Below are 18,846 nucleotides of genomic sequence, written 5' to 3'. Positions count from 1 at the left end.
GAACTCCGGCTGTAATCAGGTCAGGCCCAGCCCGTCATAGAGCCCTTGCAGCACGTCGAGCGGCATCGAGCCGTGCGTCAGGCCGCTATCGTGGAACGCTTTGATGTCGAAACGCGCCCCCTGTTTGGCCTGCATGGCGGCGCGCAGATCGAGCCAGGTCAGCTTGCCTACCATATAGCCCAGCGCCTGACCGGGCCAGACGCAGTAGCGCTCGATCTCGGTGGCGCAGGCGTTTTCGACATCGCCCAGTTCGGCCTGCATATAGCTGATCGCCTGTTCGCGGCTCCAGCCGAGATGGTGCATCCCCGTATCGACCACCAGCCGCACGGCGCGCAGCAAAGCATCATGCAGATAGCCGATGCGACCGTAAGGATCATTGTCGTACAGCCCCATCTCGCCCGCCAGTTGCTCGGCATACAACGCCCAGCCCTCGACATAGGCATTGAAACTGGCCACCTTGCGCAAGGTCGGCATGTCTTCCACCTCCTGCTGGATGGAAAGCTGCAAATGGTGGCCGGGCACCGATTCATGATAGGTCAGTGTGGGCAGCAGGAATTTCGGCGTCTCGGCCGTATCGCGCAGATTGATGTAATAGATGCCGGGCCGCGAACCATCGAGCGCTGGCGGCAGGTAATAACCCCCGGCCTGCGTGGCTTCGATCGAGGGCGGCACACGCCGGATCACCACCTTCGTCCTGGGCAATACACCGAAATATTGCGGCAGGCGGGCATAGACCTGATCGACCTTTTTATTCAGATCATCGATCAGTTGCGCCTTGCCCGCATCCGTATTGGGGTAGAGCTGGGCCGGATCGGTATAGAGGGCGTGCATCCGCGCCCCCGCTGTACCCTGCGTCGTGCCAAGGGCCTGAAAACGCGCATTCAGCTCGTCATTGATCTCGCTGACCTTTTGCAGGCCGAGCGTATGAATATCCTTCGGCGTTTTGCGCGTCGAGGTGCCGATGCGCGCCGCATAGGCATAATAGGCCGCCCCGCCCGGCAGGTCGCGCACCCCGGCCTCGTGCCGCGCCGTGGCCAGCAGTCCGTTCAGCGCGTCAATCTGCCGGTCAAGCGCAGCCTTCAGCGGCCCCGTCACCACCGTCACGGCAGGCGTCTGCCAGTCGCCCGCCAGTCCCGCCGCTGTCGCCCGCGTCGTCAGTGAGGTGATCAGGCTGTTGTTATCAATAGGCGTGTCGCGCAAGATGCTGATCTGGGTGATTGCCGCCTTCAGGATGAAATCGGGCGGAACAATACCGCGCGCCGCATCCTGTCTCAGCCGGTCGGTTTCCTGATCGAGGCCGGTGGCGAAGGCCGTCAGCCGCGCCAGATAGCTTTGCGCATCGGCGACCGTAGCGATGGTGTGCTGGCTGGCCAGAAAATCGGGAATCATGCAGGCATAGCCGTTCAACTGGCTGACCACATAGGGCGTCACCGCATAGAAGACGAGATTCATCGCCGTGCCGTTGTCGCCGAACGGGAAGTTTTGCGCCCCCTCCATCTGCGCTTCCAGATCCCACACCACCGTATCATAGCTGACGCGGTCAGACAGATTCATGGCGTCGCGGTCGATCCCTTCCAGCAGGGCCACGGCCTTTTTCAGCCGCGCCAGATTGGCCGCCAGACCGGCGGCGCTGCGGTCATCGAGGCGGCTTTTCTGATAGGCGAAATCGCCCTTGTCCATGCCGAACGAGGTGGCCGCCGTCGGCGACTGGGCGATCAGGTCGTTGAGGATGGTGGCAAACGCCGCCTTCAGCGCCGCCCTGGTGGCCGGTGCGGTTTCATCGGGCACGGGCGGCGGCGCAGGCGTGTGGTGCACGGCAGCCCTGTGGTGGGTGATCTTGCGTTTCACCGTTTTCCTTCTCCTCACCGTCTTTTTATGGACAGGCCGCTTCTTCTTTTTCGGTGCCGCCAGCGCCTCGGAAGCCCCCAGACCAAGCACGGACATCAAGGCAGCCAAAAGATGACGGCGATCAAACATAAACCCACTCCCTACCAGGTGGCGCAAATCTAGGCCGAAACCGTCAGCGCCTGCAAGCCGTTCCAGCCCGATTGCGGTATGGACGCACAAGTGATAGGCAATCCCCGTCCCGATCCCGCCTCGTCTCTTGATCCAGCAGGTACCCTATGTCGCGTTTCTTCGTCTTCCGCCTCGTTATCCTGCTGGCCGCGGTGGCTGTTTTGCTCGGCCTGTGGGTGCATCCTGATTTTTACCTCGCCCTGATCGTGCTGGTGCCGCTGATTGCGCTCGGTGTTTACGATCTGAACCAGACGCATCACGCCATCTTGCGCAACTATCCGCTGATGGGACATTTTCGTTATATTTTCGAATATATTCGCCCGGAAATCCGCCAGTATTTCTTTGAGGACGAACGCGATCCCCTGCCCTTTTCGCGTGACCAGCGCGCCATCGTCTATCAGCGCGCCAAGAACGCCTCCGACATGCGCCCCTTCGGCACCGTGCTCAATCCCGACGCCATCGGCTATGGCTGGCTGTCGCATTCGATCATGCCCGCCGAAATCAAGAACGCCGATTTTCGCATCACTATCGGCGGCGCGACCTGCGCCAAACCCTACAGCGCCTCGGTGCTCAATATTTCCGGCATGAGCTTCGGCGCCATCGGCGCCCATGCCGTTCTGGCGCTCAATCAGGGCGCAAAACAGGGCAATTTCGCTCAGGATACCGGCGAAGGCTCGATCAGCCCCTACCATTTGCAAGGCGGCGGCGACATCATCTGGCAGGTGGCCACCGGCTATTTCGGCTGCCGCACGCCCGACGGCAAATTTGACCCCGCCCTCTTCACAAAAATGGCGCAGGCCGAACAGGTCAAGATGATCGAGATCAAGCTGTCACAAGGCGCCAAGCCCGGTCATGGCGGCGTGCTGCCCAAGGCCAAGATCACGCCTGAAATCGCCGCCACACGCCTGATCGACACCACGCACGACTGCATCTCACCCGCCCGCCATTCAGCCTTTTCCACGCCGGTCGAGATGATGCAGTTCCTGCAAAGTTTACGCGAACTGTCCGGCGGCAAGCCGGTCGGTTTCAAACTGTGCGTCGGTCACAGGTTTGAGGTGCTGGCCATCATCAAGGCCATGCTGCTGACCGAAATCCTGCCCGATTTCATCGTGGTCGATGGGGCCGAGGGCGGCACCGGAGCCGCGCCAATGGAACTGTCCGATCATGTCGGCCTGCCGCTGGTCGAGGGCCTGAGCTTTATGAATACGGTTCTGACCGGCGCGGGCCTGCGCGACGATATTAAGCTCGGCGCTTCGGGCAAGATGGTGTCGGCCTTCGATTTTTGCCGCATCCATGCGCTGGGGGCCGATTATGTCATGGCGGCGCGCGCCTTCATGTTTTCGCTCGGCTGCGTTCAGGCCCGCGCCTGCCATACCAACAAGTGCCCGACCGGCATCACCACCCAGGACAAGGGCCGCCAGCGCGCACTTGTCGTCGAAGATAAGGCGCCGCGCGTCGCCAGTTTCCACCGCAACACCTTGGGGGCCATCGCTCAGGTCATCGGCGCGGCGGGCTTGACCCACCCGGATCAGCTTCGCCCGTGGCACGTCCATATCCGCAATACGATGGGCGAGATCGTGCGCGGCGACGACGCCTATCCACGGGTGGCGCAAGGGGCGCTGTTGAGCGGCCATGCCGATGCGCGCCTGACCCGCGAATGGGATCGCGCCGACCCGCACAGCTTCGCACCCCGGTTTTAACGGTAAGCGCCTCCGTCGGCACAAGAGCGCGTCGAGCGTTAAACTCTGAAGGAAAAAGCCATGACACAAGGTATCGAGGGCAAGATCGTCGTCATCACCGGTGCCTCCAGCGGACTTGGCGAGGCGGCGGCCCGGCGGCTTAGCCGGGAAGGTGCGAAGGTGGTTCTGGGGGCGCGCCGCCTCGACCGGTTGAAAAAGCTGGCCGCCGAACTGAACCTGCCCAGTACGGCGGTCGTGCAAACCGATGTCACCGACGCGCTACAGGTCAAGTCGCTGGTGGATCGCGCCATCAGCCTGCATGGTCGCATCGATGTCATGCTCAATAATGCCGGTCTGATGCCGCATTCGCCGCTGCAACGCCTGAAAATCGACGACTGGGATCGCATGATCGACGTCAATATCAAGGGCGTGCTCTATGGTATCGCCGCCGCCTTGCCGCATATGCAGGCGCAGATGAGCGGCCACATCATCAATGTATCATCCGTCGCGGGCCATAAGGTCGGCCCCGGCGGCGCGGTCTATGCCGCCACCAAACACGCCGTGCGCGTCATTTCCGAAGGCCTGCGCCAGGAGGTGAAGCCCTACAATATCCGCTCCACCATCATCTCGCCCGGCGCGGTCGATACCGAACTGCCCGCCAGCGTCACCGAAGCCGATGTGGCTGCCGATGTGCGCGAACGCTACAGCCGCTGGGCCATTCCGGCCGATTCCTTCGCACGCTGCGTGGCCTTCGCCATCAGTCAGCCAGACGAGGTGGACATCAATGAAATTCTCTTCCGCCCTACGGTTCAGGAATATTGAGACTGGCAAAAATGAGGCGCTTTTCGACGAGGCATTTTCATCCCGGGACGGTTTTGATAAATTTTCATACATTATAACCGCTTTACGGCCTTGAAATGGATAGAACAGTCTTTAAAACCAACAGCAGATATTTTTACACACATGCGGTGACGATACGGATTCCCCGATTTGCCGTGATGCCCAGCAGCATGTCACTGTAAGCCATCATGGGCCATGCCTGTCATTGCCGGACGGCTGTTGACATCATTAGCCTGAGCCGGAGACTCTGTAGTTTTGAGCTTGATAGCAAGTCTGGTTATGGGGGCAGCGATTGCGGCCGATGCGCAAGCAAAGGCGATCCCGGTGCAGACGGCACCGGCGGCCTTTGCCGAGCTTGATCCGGGCGAATGCAAGCCTGGGCCGCAGGGCCTTGCCCTTTCGCAGCAGGCGGTGATTGCCAGCCTTCTCAACGCCTATCCGCTGAAGATTGATGTCTCTTCGTTTGGCGGCAACCAGGTGCCCTTGCCACAGCGTATCGCCAAAGCCTGCGCCGAAACGGGATGTACCCCAAAAACCGGTGCCGCCAAAGCCGACGCCTATAGCGCCCTGAATGCGGCGGCAGGCCGGATGCTGAGCGCCCGTGCAAACGCCCGGTTTCGCCTGATCTGGGCTGGTAAGGGGCCGGAACCGCACGACAGGGTTGCCGCGATTGCCGCCTTCTACAATCTCGATCAGACCGGCTATCAGGTGCAATGTCTGGGCGGCGAAAAGCCGGCACCGGTCATGGCGGCGAACGTACCCGAAAGCGCTGCGACAGCAGATAGGTCAGGGCTGCCAATCCACGCGGAAGCCCATCGCAAAACCGAACTCGCTGCCGCACCCAAACATGGCCTGTGGGGCTATATTTCCCAATGGCGGGTGGCCTCATCCCTGTCGGAAACGGAAAAGGACTCCTATGCCAAACGGGATCCGGCGCAGTTGTCTTTTGTCGATAATGCCGCCGACAGCGATGCGGTCTTGTCGGTCAAGGCCGTGGCGGTCACCCCGCCTGTCGTCAGTTGGGGCCATGAGAATGTGAAAACCGAAAGCTATGGCGATATCCGTCCGTTTGTCGGTTATGAACGCATTTCCAGCCTGTCAAAAAGCAACGAGATCAATAATGTCGATCTGGGCGTGCGCAGCCATTTTCGCTTCGCGCGCAATGATGGCGGCGAAGCCTATATCGGCAGCCTGACGGCGGCCTTTGAAACGGACGACCGCGGGCTATCGTCACTGACCCGTTTCGAAGCTTCGGTGCAGCCGCCGTGGTATGCCTGGCTGAAACGCACGGTTCGCTTCGATGCCACCGCGCCCTGCGTGTGGTGTCAGACAACCGATCTCACCTTGGTCGCCGATTATGTCAATGTCGCCAATCCGGGCGACAAGGCCGCCCTGTTCGACCTGCCACAATATGCCCGTCTCGGCTTTGATGCTCAGTGGGGGCTACGCCTCAAACGTCCCCGTGATCAGCCGACCTTTGGGCTGGACGTCAAATACAGCGAGCGTGAGGATTTCAGCGATGGACAGGCCACCGCCAATCGCCTGACCACGCGCGCCGCCTATTATCCGACCAGCAACAGCCATTTTGCCTTCGGACTGGAATATGACCGCGGTCAGGATCTGACCTCGCTGACCGCTGTGGATCGCTGGATGGTGACGTGGGGCTACCGCCAGTAAGGCTCCCTTATCGCATCCTTATTTTCTCGCCATGCCACGGTCACATTCGCGCGGAAAGGTAGGGTTCTGCCACAACCGAGGAGATTTCCGCCATGCGCCTGTGTGTCCCGCCTTGTGTTTTGCCGCGTCATACGCTTTGCGTCTCCGCCCTTGCCCTGCTTTTCGCCGCCCCGGCTTTCGCGCAGGACGCCGCCCCTGCCGCCGCACCCGCCACTCCAACCAGCTATGAGGGCCATCTCAAATCGCCCAGCGGTGCCGATCTCGGCACCGTCACGCTCAGGCCTGGCCCCGATGGCGTGATTCTGCGCATCGAGGCGCATGGCCTGACGCCCGGTTGGCATGGTATGCACTTCCATGAAAAGGGTGCCTGCACCGATGACAAGTTCGCCTCGGCGGGCGGGCATGTCCATAATGTCACCCCGGTGATCCACGGCTTTCTCAACAGCGGCCATAATGATGCGGGCGACCTGCCCAATCTCTATGTTGCCGCCGATGGCACGGCCACGGTCGAACTGTTCTCCAATCTGGTGACGGCCACCAAGACCGGCGACAAGCCTTATCTCATGGATGATGATGGTTCAGCCGTGATCATCCATGCCATGCCCGATGACTATACCAGCCAGCCGATCGGCGGCGCGGGTGTGCGCATGGCCTGCGCGGTCATCACCCCGGCGGCCCCGCTCGTCGCCAGCGCCAGGCCCTAAACTCATAAATTTTACTACATTGGCGGCGAAACCGGCTAAATCCGGCCAATCTATCGATGCCGAACAGGGTAGCCCCTGTTCAAATCGATAGATGCCGCCGGATAACGTCGGTTCGCCGTCCGAAGGATGTGGTTCAGTTGCACGGAATACGACGTTGCAAAATCTTGAAAATGCAGGCATTTCCTGCGATTATGCGCCTTGTATCCGCACAACTGCCCTCACACCAATGTGGTAAAATTTATGAGTTTACGGCCTAATTAGGTCGCGCGATTCCGGCCTCATCTTCGGGCCGCAGCGCCTTTTCCAGCGGGCGCATCCACAGCCAGCCCAAAAGGATGACCACGGCCATCGAAGCCAGCATCAGCCACACCATCAGGCCATTGATGACGGCTTCGTCACCCAGGCTGAAATAACGCACCATCTGGCCCAGCATGTGGCGTTCGCTATAGCCCGCCAGCCCATTGGCCTCAGCCGGTCGGACATAGGCCAGCCAGCCCGTAAAGGTGATCATCGCCGTCACGGGCAGGGCTTCGAAAATCGCCGCCGCAATATAGAAGCGATGGCGTGCTTTGCGCGAACCGGCCAGTTTCGTCATGTAGGACAAAGGTTTCATACGACACTTTTATCGCTTCAGCATCTAAAGACTCAATGTGGAAAAGCGGCGATCGGAGGCCGGATCACGGCCGGCCCGCCGCCCGCTACCGGTAGTCTGGGCTTGACCACGGCCTTGACCGGATAGGGCATTCGCTCCGCCGCCGCCAGATAGGAGCTGACCGCCGGTTTTTCGGGCGCGTTGAGCCCAGCCTCGGCCGGAAACTCCAGCCGCACCAGCCCGTCGCAATCGCAGCGGAACTTCCATTCGAGCAGATCGACATATTCCGCGCCAAATCCGCGCTGCTCCACCATGTCGCCCACGCTTTCGCTCCACTGCGCGGCGCACGAACGGCAGGTGACATTGATCACGATATGACGCGGCAAATCCTTCAGTTGCGGCGGAATGGTTCTGGTCATGACAATCTCCTCTAAGGTTACGCCCTCAGCGATTGTTCTCCATATGTTCCATCTGTGGATAAATGTCAAGAGCCATAAAAAAAACGGCCCCGTCACCGGAGCCGTTTCTATTCTCAAAGGGTGTAGATGGAGGCCAAAAAGGAAACAAGATCGTTTCCCCCATGAATAGCCTATGCGTCTTCGCGCACGCGCTTCTTGCGGAAGGACGGGTTCAGTTCCTTCTTGCGCAGACGGATATTCTTCGGCGTCACCTCCACCAGCTCGTCGTCGGCGATATAGGCGATGGCCTGTTCCAGGGTCGGGCGGCGCGGCGGGGTCAGGCGAATCGCTTCGTCGGTGCCCGATGCGCGGATGTTGGTGAGCTGCTTGGTCTTCATCGGATTGACATCGAGGTCATCGAGACGCGAATTTTCGCCAATGATCATGCCCATATAGGTCTTTTCATTGCCGCCCACGAACATGGTGCCGCGTTCTTCCAGCTTCCACAAAGCAAAGGCCGAGGTTTCGCCGTCGCCGTTCGAGATCAGCACGCCCTTGCGGTTCTGGTCGATAATGCCCTTGTGGCTCTCATAGTGCGAGAACACGCGGTTCAGCACGCCCGAACCGCGCGTATCGGTCAGGAACTCGCCCTGATAACCGATCAGCGAGCGCGACGGCGCCTTCAGCGTGATGCGCGTCTTGCCAGCGCCCGAGGGCCCCATATCCTTCAGCTCGGCCTTGCGCGCCGACAGCTTTTCGATCACCACGCCGGTATATTCGTCGTCCACGTCGATCATCACGTCTTCGATCGGCTCCAGACGCTCGCCGGTTTCGGGATCGGTCTGGTACACCACGCGCGGACGCGAAATGGCCACTTCAAAGCCTTCGCGGCGCATGTTTTCGATCAGCACGCCCAGTTGCAGTTCGCCGCGACCGGCCACTTCATAAGCGTCCTTCTCGGCGGTTTCGGTGACGCGGATGGCCACGTTCGATTCGGCTTCTTTCAGCAGGCGTTCGCGGATCACGCGGCTCTGCACCTTGGTGCCTTCGCGGCCAGCCAGGGGCGAATCGTTGACCGACACGGTCATCGAGATGGTGGGCGGGTCGATCGGCTGGGCCGGCAGGGCTTCGGTCAGTTCCATGGCGCACAGGGTGTCGGCCACGGTGGCTTTCGAAAGACCGGCAATGGCCACGATGTCGCCGGCTTCGGCGCCCTCGTCCACCGGCTGACGCTTCAGTCCGCGGAAAGCCAGCACCTTGGTGATGCGGCCGCGCTCGATTTCATTGCCGTTGCGATCCAGCGCCTTGATGGCCAGACCCGGCACGGCCTTGCCCGATTCGATGCGCCCGGTCAGCAGACGGCCGAGGAACGGATCGGATTCGATCAGCACCGACAGCATCTGGAACGGCTCGTCCTTCTTTTCCACCACCTTCGGCGACGGAACGTGATCGACGATCAGGTCGAACAAAGGAGCCAGCGTGTCGTTCGGCTCGTTCATGTCCATCGTCGCCCAGCCGTTCTTGCCGGAGGCGTAGATGTGCGGGAAATCAAGCTGCTCTTCGGTCGCGCCCATGATGGCGAACAGGTCGAAGGCTTCGTTATGCACGCGGTCGGGATCGGCGTGCGGGCGGTCCACCTTGTTGATGCACAGGATCGGACGCAGGCCCAGCTTCAGCGCCTTGCCCAGCACGAACTTGGTTTGCGGCATCACGCCTTCTTCGGCGTCGATCAGGATGACGCAGCCATCCACCATGCCGAGAATACGTTCCACTTCGCCGCCGAAGTCGGCGTGACCCGGCGTGTCGATGATATTGATTCGGGTTTCGCCCGCCTTGCCGTGCCACAGAACCGAGGTACACTTGGCCAGGATGGTGATGCCGCGCTCGCGCTCCTGATCATTGGAGTCCATGGCGCGTTCCACCGTGGCCTCATTGGCCCGGAAAACGCCCGACTGCGCCAGAAGCTGGTCCACCAGTGTGGTCTTGCCGTGGTCAACGTGAGCGATGATGGCGATATTACGAAGGTTCATTTTAGCCCTTAAACGCACAAAAGCCTCTCAAGGTACAGAGAGGCCGAGGGATGTTCAGTCATTGAAATTTGGGCGGCTTATAACCGAAACCGGGGACAAAAGCCATAGCCCCCGGTGGATTATTTTTCGCGGGTGCGAAATGGGAGGCTTTGCTAAAAATATCGACGCTAGGTCACATCCAAAACAAACTATACAGGTTTATCTAATTAAATATTAGATTTTCTGCTTCGCAGGGAACAAACATGAAAGTACGTTTAGAAACATGTTTATGGTTATTTGTCGCTACTATCAAAAATATCCAGTGACGTGGATAACGATGTTGACGTGGAAGTTGCAACCATTTCCGGTTGCTTCGCCTTCGCCATCTCCTCAAGCAAAATAACTCGCGCCAATTCTCTGGCATCTAAAAAAACCTCGATAGCGCGATTTAGTTCAGCACCTGTCAATAGCTGATAGTCTCCGCGCTGCCACACTTCCGCAACACGCTTCTTTTTTCCAGCTTCCAGCAAGTTAGGGAAAAACAGAAATTCCGCAGGTGAAGACTGAAAATCAGTCAATGAAAGAAATGCATCTTCATAAATTGTCACCAGCAGCCTTCTTTGAAAATGTGTGAGCTTTAGTTCGCTCCACCCGCATAAAAAGACGGGAACGAATTGCCCCTTTTCTCTAACGACAGCGAGCGGAGACACGGGCACACTCACCTCACGCGAAACACGGAACCATTCACGCTCAGCCTCAATGTAACTGCAAGAGGTATATCGCCTTATCGCGTCATATTCAAAGAATGCTCGCACTAAATTTTCGTTCTGAATTCGTCCGGCGGGAGCACCACCGCGTCTAGTGACGTTGATAGCAGTCTCAAGATCAATGCCAAATTGAATGCGATCCCTTATCGCAGAGCTTCCGGTGACATATGTGATCTTCGGCACCCCTTTTACGAATGCTACAATCTCTTTTGTCGTACGAGTGACATCCCCGTCGTGCACAAAACGTGACCAGTTATGGCCCGATGGCGGCCTGTCCAGTTTAGCGAGCAGCTTATTATAATCTCTGTCCATTAGTGCCTTACCGTCCTTCCATACCAATCTTTGATTGATTGATCCGAAATGCGCATCGATGCGTTTGCGCGTCCCTCGTGGTTCCAAACCTTATCCCAAGGGCCATTCTCGATATGTGAGTGAGAACGCAATGCGCTAGCCGATAGCAACACATACCTCTTCACTAAGTCTACTAGAAATTTCTCTTCCTCTTCATGAAAGCTACATTCAGCCTTCCTCTTTTCACCCGTAATAGGGTCGAGATAAGTAGCTCTTTTTGTGATCTTCGACTCTCCGGAGTCTTTAAATTCTCGATATAGCTCTCGGAATACTGGCCCATGCGTCCACGCTTCAATTTTAGCTGTGACAAGGGGGGCATCAAAGGCAACAAGATAATCCGCATGTAAAAAATAGACTATCTTATTGATGTGCATATTGGTCACGGGTTGCTCTAACTTGTCAGCTAGATCAAGCACAAAGTTGGCAACTGCTCTTACATCAAATGACATACATGCGAAACTAGAACATTCTTGATTTGTTCACAACTCAAATAGTTATAAATCTGTTAATAAGCTTCAAGCGATAGGGTTCTGGCTGTCTTAACGCACGCAAGCCCCCGCTTCGGACGCGACTACTTTAGTAAGCACCCCCCACCACGCCCTGCGGGCGCGGTCCCATGGCTGGCGAGGACATGCCTTCGCCGACGCCAAACCCCGACAAGTCGGGGAGATATAGGAAATAATCCTCCCCTGCAAGGCGGGGGAGGTGGCGAGCAAGGCCGAAGGCCTGAGTCGAGCCGGAGGGGGCCACCGCCGGATAAGGGGAATGCCCCCTCCGGCGGGACTTCGCCCGCCACCTCCCCCGCTGTGCAGGGGAGGATAAGAGCGCACCGCCGCCGGAATAATCCCCCGCCCCGCCATCCGCGTCTATCCTGTCGGCATGGACGCAAACCCGACGCACGACGAAGCGATAAGCCCGGCCCCGACAAGCCGGGATCGCCTGCGTGAGCGCCGCTCAGGCGGGGGTTCCGGCGGACGTTCAACCCCGTATGACGACGACTGTGACGAAGATCAGGACGACGAGGCCTATGCCGAGGCCCATAAGGATGAATATATCGACATCATCATGACCAAGCTCGACAAGCTGGCCAAATCCAAGGGCTATCCGCCCTATGGTCCCGGCCCGCAAGAGCCGGAAGTTGAAGACGACGACGACGAAGACGAAGACGACGAAGACCCGGACGGCGACCCTACCGATCCGCCGTGAAGCGACATGACCCCTCCATCGGCTGCGCCGACACCTCCCCATAAATGGGGAGGAGGGATGTGCCGTCTGTCACCCGCCTTCCTGTGCTAAAATCATGGGATGTGAGCGCAGCGAACAGACGGAGAAGTATCCTTACCTTAAGGCAGTTTTGACGCCCGCCCCATCTTCGCATCGGCCCATTTGATAAAATACGGCATATTGGGTTGATCCGTATGGCCGCCCTCATGCTGACGCCAGGCCAGATCGCCCTCCAGCATCCCCGTGCCGATCGGCGGCATTTTGGCGGTGCGATAATCCGCCGCCACGGGCCAGCCGCCCCCAGAAAGCCCCTTGCCGCCCAGCAAGGGCCAGACCGGGCTGGCCGCCACAGTGGCCATATAGCTGCCCTGCTGGTCCAGCCAACTGGCATCGCCCGCCGCCGGATTGCCATAAGAGATAAAGGTCAGACGCGGCGCACACAGGGCGATCAGTTCGTCCGATTCGACCGGCAGATCCTTCGCCGTCAATGGCCCGCCATATTTGAGAAAATTGCCCGCCATCCAGTGATATTCGCCGCTGCCGGTCAGGCTCTCCACCGCCTCGCCGAAATTGCGCCGGTGCGGTTTGGCCCCGCCCTCACCCGAAGACCCCACCAGCACCATGTAAAAGCGCGGATCGAAGGCGGCGGTGATCAGGGCGGCCTTGCCCCAGCGCGAAACCCCTTCTATCCCCACATGTTTCGCATCGACTTCGGGGCGGGTTTGCAGATAGTCCAGCACCCGTGACGCGCCCCAGCCCCAGGCCCGCAAGGCCCCCCACTGATCGGGTTTGCGCGGCTGACCGTGATTGGTCAGGCCGATAATCCCCTCGGTCAGGCCTGCCCCATTATCGGCCTGATAGGAGGCGGTATCGAGCAGCACCACGCCCCAGCCATCAGCTATCAGGTCTTGCACCCGCTGTTCGGGCGGCGCTGGCGGAAAGGCCGTGGCAGGCGCGATCCGGTAGCCGGGATGTTGGGCAAATATGGCCGCCAGACCGGGATCGCGCGCCACCAGATCGGCCTTCAGCGCCTCATTCACCCGGTCGAGATCAGCCCCCGCAGGCCCGGTCGGCACCGGGAAATCAGCCGGGCCGAACATGATCAGCACCGGCACCTTGTCCCCCGCACTGGCCGTCTGTGGCAGAATGAGCATGGCGTTGATATTAACGCTCAGGGCCGGGTAGGCCGCATTATCGACATGGCCCTGCAATTGCGTGGCGGTGATCTGGTGAAACTGGCCGCCCGCCATGTAGAACTCGTTTTCCGTCGCCACCTCATGCCAGGTGACGCCAGGCACATTGTCGGGGATGCGCCCCACCACCTCGCGCTCGAAATCGGCGGCGATCTGCGGACGGCGCGTGTGCCACCACTGATCAGCCGTGGTCACCCTGGTTCCATCCGCCATGACCAGTGGCAGGGGCCAATCGGGGTAAGGATTGGCCTTCGCCTCGTCATAATTGGCGTGGTCGGGCGCAGCCGGATCGCCGCTTGGCCCCGGCCTCAGCGTCTTGATGCCAAGCTGATCCATCATATTCTGATGGTCCTGCTCGGCGGTGAAATGGACGGGGGCCTGCGCCACGGCGGGCAACGCGATCATGCCCAGCCCCAGCAGGGCGGCGGGAAGGTATTTCATGGCATCCTCCGGGTGTTTTGCGCCAGCCTATTTCTTTTCGTGCTCCGCCGCCAGCGCCAGGAACATGAAATTGGTGGCTCCGCCGCCCATCACATATTCGCGCTGCTGCCAGAAATAAGGCCATATTTTCAGCTCCGGCAGGTCGGGCCGGATCAGGGCGGTGCCGGAGATCACGCCGCCGGGAATGTAGCTCCAGTCGGCGCGGTTGCCGCCATAGGCCACGGTGGCCGATTTCACGCCGACGCCCGACGCGAACGATTCGGGGTTGTCGCCGGGATGGACGCCCAGAACGAAATTGAGCGCGTCCATCTGCAAGGTGTCGGGCGTATATTGCGGCCAGGCCTTGCGGAAGAAATACTGATCGACGCCGAACTTCTGAATGTCCCAGCCCGCGCCCCAGATATAGGGCACGTAAGGCACGCCGTAAGGGGTTTTGGTGGCGTCATCGGCCAGCTTCGCCTGATAGGTTTTCACCGCCGCGCCGACATCAGCTATAAAGGATGTATCGCTGATCAAAGGCATGGCCTCGGCCAGCGATGCGCCCGTCTTGTCGATATGGGCCACAATGTCGGCCTTCATGGCGATCAGACGCTGGATATAGGCCGGATCGCCGGTCGTCCTGGCCAGTTCCGACAGGGCAAAGACCTTAGGCCCCAGATCGTCGGCGCGGTCGATGGCCTTGCCGTACAGATCCTCGGCGGCGGCCAGCGCATCGGCTGACATCTGCGGATTGGCCGTTTTCAGCACACGCGCCGCCGTCGCCAGTTGCGCCGCCGTACCCAGTTCGCGGTTGGGATTGTCTTCGGTGAACACCCAGCGGTCGTCAGGGATGGATGAGGTGGTGGCGGTCTTTTCCCCCGGCTTCAGGGCCGGGTCATAATCGAGCCCATCGGTGACGGTCGAAACATCGCCGAGCAGGGTATATTGCTTCAGTGTCGGCACAATAATGCCGCGATAGGTGCGCCCCATCGCCTTATAGCCGCCCAGCACGCTGAGCAGGCCGTGTTCCATCTGCTGGATGGCGTCATTGACCCCGTCCGGCTTGTGGATGTCGGTTTCTTTCGTCGTTTCATTGATGGTGGTGGCGTCATAGTTCAGGCCGAATTCCTCGACCATCTTGGCCAGCAGCCATACCGTGCCCATCTGGCTTTCAACGCGCAGGTCATAATCACCGGCATCGTGCCAGCCACCAGCGTTGAGGTCGGGCACATGTTCGCCGGGCTTGTATTTGGTGAGGGTGTCCGGGCCCTGTTCATAACCGTCGAAATGGTCGCCGGGAAAGGCCATGCGCGCATCGTCCTGATGGTCCAGACCATGCCATGTGCGGTAGTTTTCGACCACCTTCATGTGCGACATCTGCACCGGCAGGAAATATTCGAGCGTCGGCTGCCAGACGCCGCGGTCGAAGACATCATTGCCGATCTTGAAAGCATGACCCATCTGGCCGCGATAGCTCAGCTCATACATGCCGGGATCACGGACGGCGCTGAGATCGGCAGTCAGGTAATGATAACGCAGGAACTGGCCCCACGGCTTCGGCGTATAGACCCCGACCTGTTTCGGCCCGTCATCGGTCAGCTTATAGAGGGTCAGCGGATCGACCCGATCATCGCGCTTATCCTGCTCGATCACCACCGTCTTGGCCTGATCGGAACGATAACCGACCTGCGACACCTGCACCACCGGGGCGGAACGCCAGTCGGGATCGACATGCGGGGTGATGACCCAGGAAATCGCGTTGCTGGTTGCCCCCGGCCGGGTGATTTCGCGTACAATGTACCAGCCATTATTCATATTGCCGCGCCCGTCGAGCAGTTCCAGCTCGCCGGTCTGGCTTACGATCTTCAGGCGTTGCAGATCGCTTTCCGGAGCCACCACCAGGGTCTTGCCCTCGGCCATCGGCGCGGTGATGGTCTGACCGTGATCATCAAGCACCGGGCCATCGGCCTGACGCGGGAAGATGCCGCCTTTACCTTGCCCGTCGGGCTGATCCATCAGCCAGGTCTTGCCGAACAGATCGGTCGGGAAGAGTTCGAAATTGAAGCCGACCTTGCCCTCCCAGTCAGCGGGCAGCGGCTTGTCGAGATCGACCGTCACGCGAAAGGAATCGCCCTCCAGCGGGGTGACGCGCACATGATAGGTAAAATTGAGATCGGGATAGTCGATCGGGTTGAAACCCTTGCGGTTTTTCGACTCGTCCGGGTAATGCAGGGTCTGGCTGACCGTGTCGGTGGCGGCATCGACGCTGGGCGGGCCATCGCCCGCCGGCATGGGCGACCATTGCCCGGGCGAAGGCTCCAGCCGCAAATCACCATTGGCGGCGACGCGCGTACCGTGCTGAATGACCGTCACCCCCGTCTGGTGGCCATCGGGATAGATGTCGGCAAACACGGTGACATTGAGCCCCGGCGCTTCGAAATAGCCCTTATCATTCAGTTTAAGCAGGGGCTCGGCCAAGGCGGGCCCCGCCGCCGTTGCGAAAATCGCCGCCAGAACCGTCACCGCCGAAGCGGCCAGTGTCAATCTTCTCATTGTATCATCCCTGATGCACAGCCTTTGAGCGGCCTTATTGTAATCGGTTACAAGTTTTATAGCCGAAGCCTGCGCCGCCACAAGGACGAATTGACTTTTTCCGACTCGATTCCAATATCATCAGACATGCCCGATCCATCCCCTCCGCCCTCTGTCCGTCTCGATGTCTGGCTGTGGCGCGCCCGTTTTTTCAAGACGCGCGGTCTGGCGGCGAAGACGTGCGAGTCGGGCCATATCCGGCTGGAACGCTTCGGTCAGATCGGCCGGGTCGAAAAAGCCTCGGCTATGGTTAAACCCGGCGACCGGCTGATCTTCGCGCTGGGCGCCCGCCTGATCGACATCGAAATCTGCGCCGCCGGTGAGCGGCGCGGCCCGGCCAGCGAGGCGCAAAGCCTTTATAAAGCTTACGGAAATTCACCAGCTTAACAGCGCTAATGCCAGTGATTAGAACAAATGCGGCCCGCAAACGGGCCAGACTCTTGACACACGCGCCTTATCTGAGCATGACGCAGATGCGAAACCCGAAGACAGAGACTGGAAGACCGACATGACCTATATTGTTATGGATCCTTGCGTGAAGTGCAAGTTCATGGACTGCGTGGAAGTGTGTCCGGTCGATTGCTTCTATGAGGGCGAAAACTTCCTGGCCATCAATCCCGACGAGTGCATTGATTGCGGCGTCTGCGAGCCGGAATGCCCGGTCGATGCGATCAAGCCCGACACCGAGGACGAAGGCACCAAGTGGCTGGAAATCAACACCAAATACGCCGCCATCTGGCCGAATATCGCCGAAAAGGGTACGCCGCCTGCCGACCGCGAAGAGTTTGAGCGTGAAACCGGCAAGTTCGAGAAGTATTTTTCCGAAAAGCCCGGCGACGGCAAGTAGGCGACCGGTCATGCGAAGGCGGCCCGGCTGTAATTTTTTAACATTTGTCCGGCCGCCGACTTATCCCCGCTTTATTTTGTCGTAAATTTGTGATATATGTACATGTATTGCAAGAGTCGCAGGGGTTCCGCACGCCTATAGGAGACTTTCTCCGCATGGGCTGAAAACCCGATGACGCGCGCATATCTTTGTTTGTTTTTGAGCGTTCGGGTTCGCCCTTTTTGAACCTGTTATGCCCCTCGACGCAGGTCGGATGATAGCCTTGTCTTAGTCAGGAATCGGCACATAAACCTCAGTCCTTGAGAAAAACTCTCCGGGTTGAGGATTTCGTGTGCCCTGTGGTTTTGCCCGCGCCTTGCGCGCTGGTAGCGCTACCCTGACGCCGCAGGCCAGGCTGACCGCCGCCCGTCGTCACAACCCGCGAAAGGTTCGCCTATGTCCGCAGACACCCTCACCCTTTCCCGTCATGACTTCAATGTAGGCGACAAGGTCGTCTATCCGGCCCACGGCGTCGGTGCCGTTGCCGGGGTCGAAACACAGGAAGTGGCCGGTTACAGTCTGGAAGTCTATGTCGTTACCTTCGACCATGAAAAAATGACCCTGCGCGTGCCGACCAAGAAGGCCAAGACCGCCGGTCTGCGCCATCTGGCCGCCGATGCCGTCATGTCGCAGGCCCTGGTCACGCTGAAAGGCCGCGCGCGCATCAAGCGCACCATGTGGTCACGACGCGCCCAGGAATATGAAGCCAAGATCAACTCCGGTTGCCTGGTTTCCCTGGCCGAGGTGGTGCGCGACCTGCACCGCGCCGACAACCAGCCGGAACAGTCCTATTCGGAGCGTCAGCTCTATGAATCGGCGCTGGACCGCATGGCCCGCGAAGTGGCGGCCATCGAAAAGATCGACCGCGACGCCGCCGTGGCCATTCTCAACAAGAACCTGACCAAGGCCGCTTAAAAACAAAGCGCGCTTTGTCGGTGACAAAAAGCCTTCCGGTTCGCCGGAAGGCTTTTTTTGTGCAACCCTCTATCCTCCTGTGCATTCAACCCGCCTATCTTAAGGTAAGCCATCCCGTATAGCCGCCTCCGGTGGCGCATCCCGGCAGAAAATGCCGTTTTTCCCTTGACCTCATCGCCCGCTTTGCCTATAGACCCACCTCTCGCGCGACGGACAGGTGTTCGGACGCGCACCTCGTTATTGCAGCTTATTAAAGGTAGATCCCATGTCGCGTCGTTGCGAACTCACCGGTGTCGGCCCCATGGTCGGCCATTCCGTGAGCCACTCTAATGTCAAGACGAAGCGCCGCTTCCTGCCGAGCCTGAGCCAGATCGCTCTGCAATCGGAAGCGCTCGGCCAGTCTTTCCGCCTGAAAATCTCGAACGCTGCCCTGCGCACGCTCGACTTCCGTGGCGGGCTCGATGCCTTCCTCGTCAAGGCCAATGACGACGACCTGTCCTTGCGCGCCCGTCGCCTGAAGAAGCAGATCAAGGCCAAGCTCGAAGAGACCAAGGCTTAAGCCTTTCCAGGCCCCATGATGCAA

The 18,846-nt window shown here is 59.5% G+C and carries 17 protein-coding genes; 9 read left to right on the top strand and 8 right to left on the bottom strand.

All coding sequences use genetic code 11. The features are described from left to right. Nucleotides 1-15: 15 nt before the first annotated feature. Nucleotides 16-1,977 (bottom strand): DUF885 domain-containing protein, encoded by a 1,962-nt coding sequence (locus QB905_RS01255; protein WP_282972759.1) that lies wholly within the window; start codon nucleotides 1,975-1,977, stop codon nucleotides 16-18. Between the two features lie 146 nt (nucleotides 1,978-2,123). Here QB905_RS01255 and QB905_RS01250 point away from each other — a divergent pair, with 146 nt between their 5' ends. The 4 genes from QB905_RS01250 (at nucleotide 2,124) to sodC (ending at nucleotide 6,916) form a co-directional block, all read left to right on the top strand. After that, nucleotides 2,124-3,716, top strand: coding sequence for an FMN-binding glutamate synthase family protein (locus tag QB905_RS01250; protein ID WP_282972758.1), 1,593 nt, complete (start codon nucleotides 2,124-2,126; stop codon nucleotides 3,714-3,716). 60 nt (nucleotides 3,717-3,776) lie between these two features. After that, nucleotides 3,777-4,517 (top strand): SDR family oxidoreductase, encoded by a 741-nt coding sequence (locus tag QB905_RS01245; protein WP_282972757.1) that lies wholly within the window; start codon nucleotides 3,777-3,779, stop codon nucleotides 4,515-4,517. 273 nt (nucleotides 4,518-4,790) lie between these two features. After that, a complete protein-coding gene (locus QB905_RS01240) occupies nucleotides 4,791-6,212 on the top strand; it encodes a hypothetical protein (RefSeq protein WP_282972756.1) in 1,422 nt (473 codons plus the stop codon). 92 nt (nucleotides 6,213-6,304) lie between these two features. Beyond that, the gene (gene sodC, locus QB905_RS01235; protein WP_282972755.1) at nucleotides 6,305-6,916 is read left to right on the top strand and encodes a superoxide dismutase[Cu-Zn]; all 612 of its coding nucleotides are present in this window, start codon (nucleotides 6,305-6,307) and stop codon (nucleotides 6,914-6,916) included. 253 nt (nucleotides 6,917-7,169) lie between these two features. Here sodC and QB905_RS01230 read toward each other — a convergent pair whose 3' ends face one another. The 5 genes from QB905_RS01230 to QB905_RS01210 form a co-directional block, all read right to left on the bottom strand. Beyond that, nucleotides 7,170-7,529 carry a hypothetical protein gene (locus QB905_RS01230; protein WP_282972754.1) on the bottom strand — a complete coding sequence of 120 codons (360 nt, stop codon included), beginning with the start codon at nucleotides 7,527-7,529 and terminating at the stop codon, nucleotides 7,170-7,172. A 32-nt stretch (nucleotides 7,530-7,561) separates the two neighbouring features. Then, the gene (locus tag QB905_RS01225; RefSeq protein WP_282972753.1) at nucleotides 7,562-7,927 is read right to left on the bottom strand and encodes a hypothetical protein; all 366 of its coding nucleotides are present in this window, start codon (nucleotides 7,925-7,927) and stop codon (nucleotides 7,562-7,564) included. Between the two features lie 170 nt (nucleotides 7,928-8,097). Next, complete coding sequence (gene typA / locus QB905_RS01220) at nucleotides 8,098-9,936, bottom strand: translational GTPase TypA (protein ID WP_282972752.1); 1,839 nt, start codon at nucleotides 9,934-9,936, stop codon at nucleotides 8,098-8,100. Nucleotides 9,937-10,208: 272 nt separating this feature from the next. Next, nucleotides 10,209-10,994: a hypothetical protein gene (locus tag QB905_RS01215; protein WP_282972751.1), complete on the bottom strand. Its 786-nt coding sequence runs from the start codon at nucleotides 10,992-10,994 to the stop codon at nucleotides 10,209-10,211. Continuing rightward, the gene (locus QB905_RS01210; protein ID WP_282972750.1) at nucleotides 10,994-11,482 is read right to left on the bottom strand and encodes a Panacea domain-containing protein; all 489 of its coding nucleotides are present in this window, start codon (nucleotides 11,480-11,482) and stop codon (nucleotides 10,994-10,996) included. Before QB905_RS01210 ends, QB905_RS01215 begins: the two co-directional genes overlap by 1 nt. A 430-nt stretch (nucleotides 11,483-11,912) precedes the next feature. Here QB905_RS01210 and QB905_RS01205 point away from each other — a divergent pair, with 430 nt between their 5' ends. Continuing rightward, nucleotides 11,913-12,239: a hypothetical protein gene (locus tag QB905_RS01205; RefSeq protein ID WP_282972749.1), complete on the top strand. Its 327-nt coding sequence runs from the start codon at nucleotides 11,913-11,915 to the stop codon at nucleotides 12,237-12,239. A 137-nt stretch (nucleotides 12,240-12,376) separates the two neighbouring features. Here the strand turns inward: QB905_RS01205 and QB905_RS01200 are convergent, their stop codons facing one another. Together QB905_RS01200 and QB905_RS01195 are read right to left on the bottom strand one after the other, a co-directional pair. Continuing rightward, nucleotides 12,377-13,891 carry a glucuronyl esterase domain-containing protein gene (locus QB905_RS01200; protein WP_282972748.1) on the bottom strand — a complete coding sequence of 505 codons (1,515 nt, stop codon included), beginning with the start codon at nucleotides 13,889-13,891 and terminating at the stop codon, nucleotides 12,377-12,379. A gap of 27 nt (nucleotides 13,892-13,918) precedes the next feature. Then, the gene (locus QB905_RS01195; RefSeq protein WP_282972747.1) at nucleotides 13,919-16,423 is read right to left on the bottom strand and encodes a glycoside hydrolase family 9 protein; all 2,505 of its coding nucleotides are present in this window, start codon (nucleotides 16,421-16,423) and stop codon (nucleotides 13,919-13,921) included. Between the two features lie 126 nt (nucleotides 16,424-16,549). Between QB905_RS01195 and QB905_RS01190 the strand changes: the two genes are divergently transcribed. The 4 genes from QB905_RS01190 (at nucleotide 16,550) to rpmB (ending at nucleotide 18,822) form a co-directional block, all read left to right on the top strand. Beyond that, nucleotides 16,550-16,849: an RNA-binding S4 domain-containing protein gene (locus QB905_RS01190; RefSeq protein ID WP_282972746.1), complete on the top strand. Its 300-nt coding sequence runs from the start codon at nucleotides 16,550-16,552 to the stop codon at nucleotides 16,847-16,849. A 121-nt stretch (nucleotides 16,850-16,970) separates the two neighbouring features. After that, entirely contained in the window at nucleotides 16,971-17,309 is a 339-nt protein-coding gene (gene fdxA / locus QB905_RS01185; RefSeq protein ID WP_282972745.1) for a ferredoxin FdxA, read from the top strand. Between the two features lie 435 nt (nucleotides 17,310-17,744). Then, nucleotides 17,745-18,263, top strand: a complete 519-nt coding sequence (locus QB905_RS01180) for a CarD family transcriptional regulator (protein ID WP_282972744.1) — start codon at nucleotides 17,745-17,747, stop codon at nucleotides 18,261-18,263. A 265-nt stretch (nucleotides 18,264-18,528) separates the two neighbouring features. Beyond that, entirely contained in the window at nucleotides 18,529-18,822 is a 294-nt protein-coding gene (gene rpmB / locus QB905_RS01175) for a 50S ribosomal protein L28 (protein WP_282972743.1), read from the top strand. Nucleotides 18,823-18,846: the final 24 nt, after the last annotated feature.

The sequence above is a fragment of the Asticcacaulis sp. EMRT-3 genome (assembly GCF_030027245.1).
Taxonomy (GTDB): domain Bacteria; phylum Pseudomonadota; class Alphaproteobacteria; order Caulobacterales; family Caulobacteraceae; genus Asticcacaulis.
This window is presented reverse-complemented; position numbering and strand designations above follow the sequence as displayed.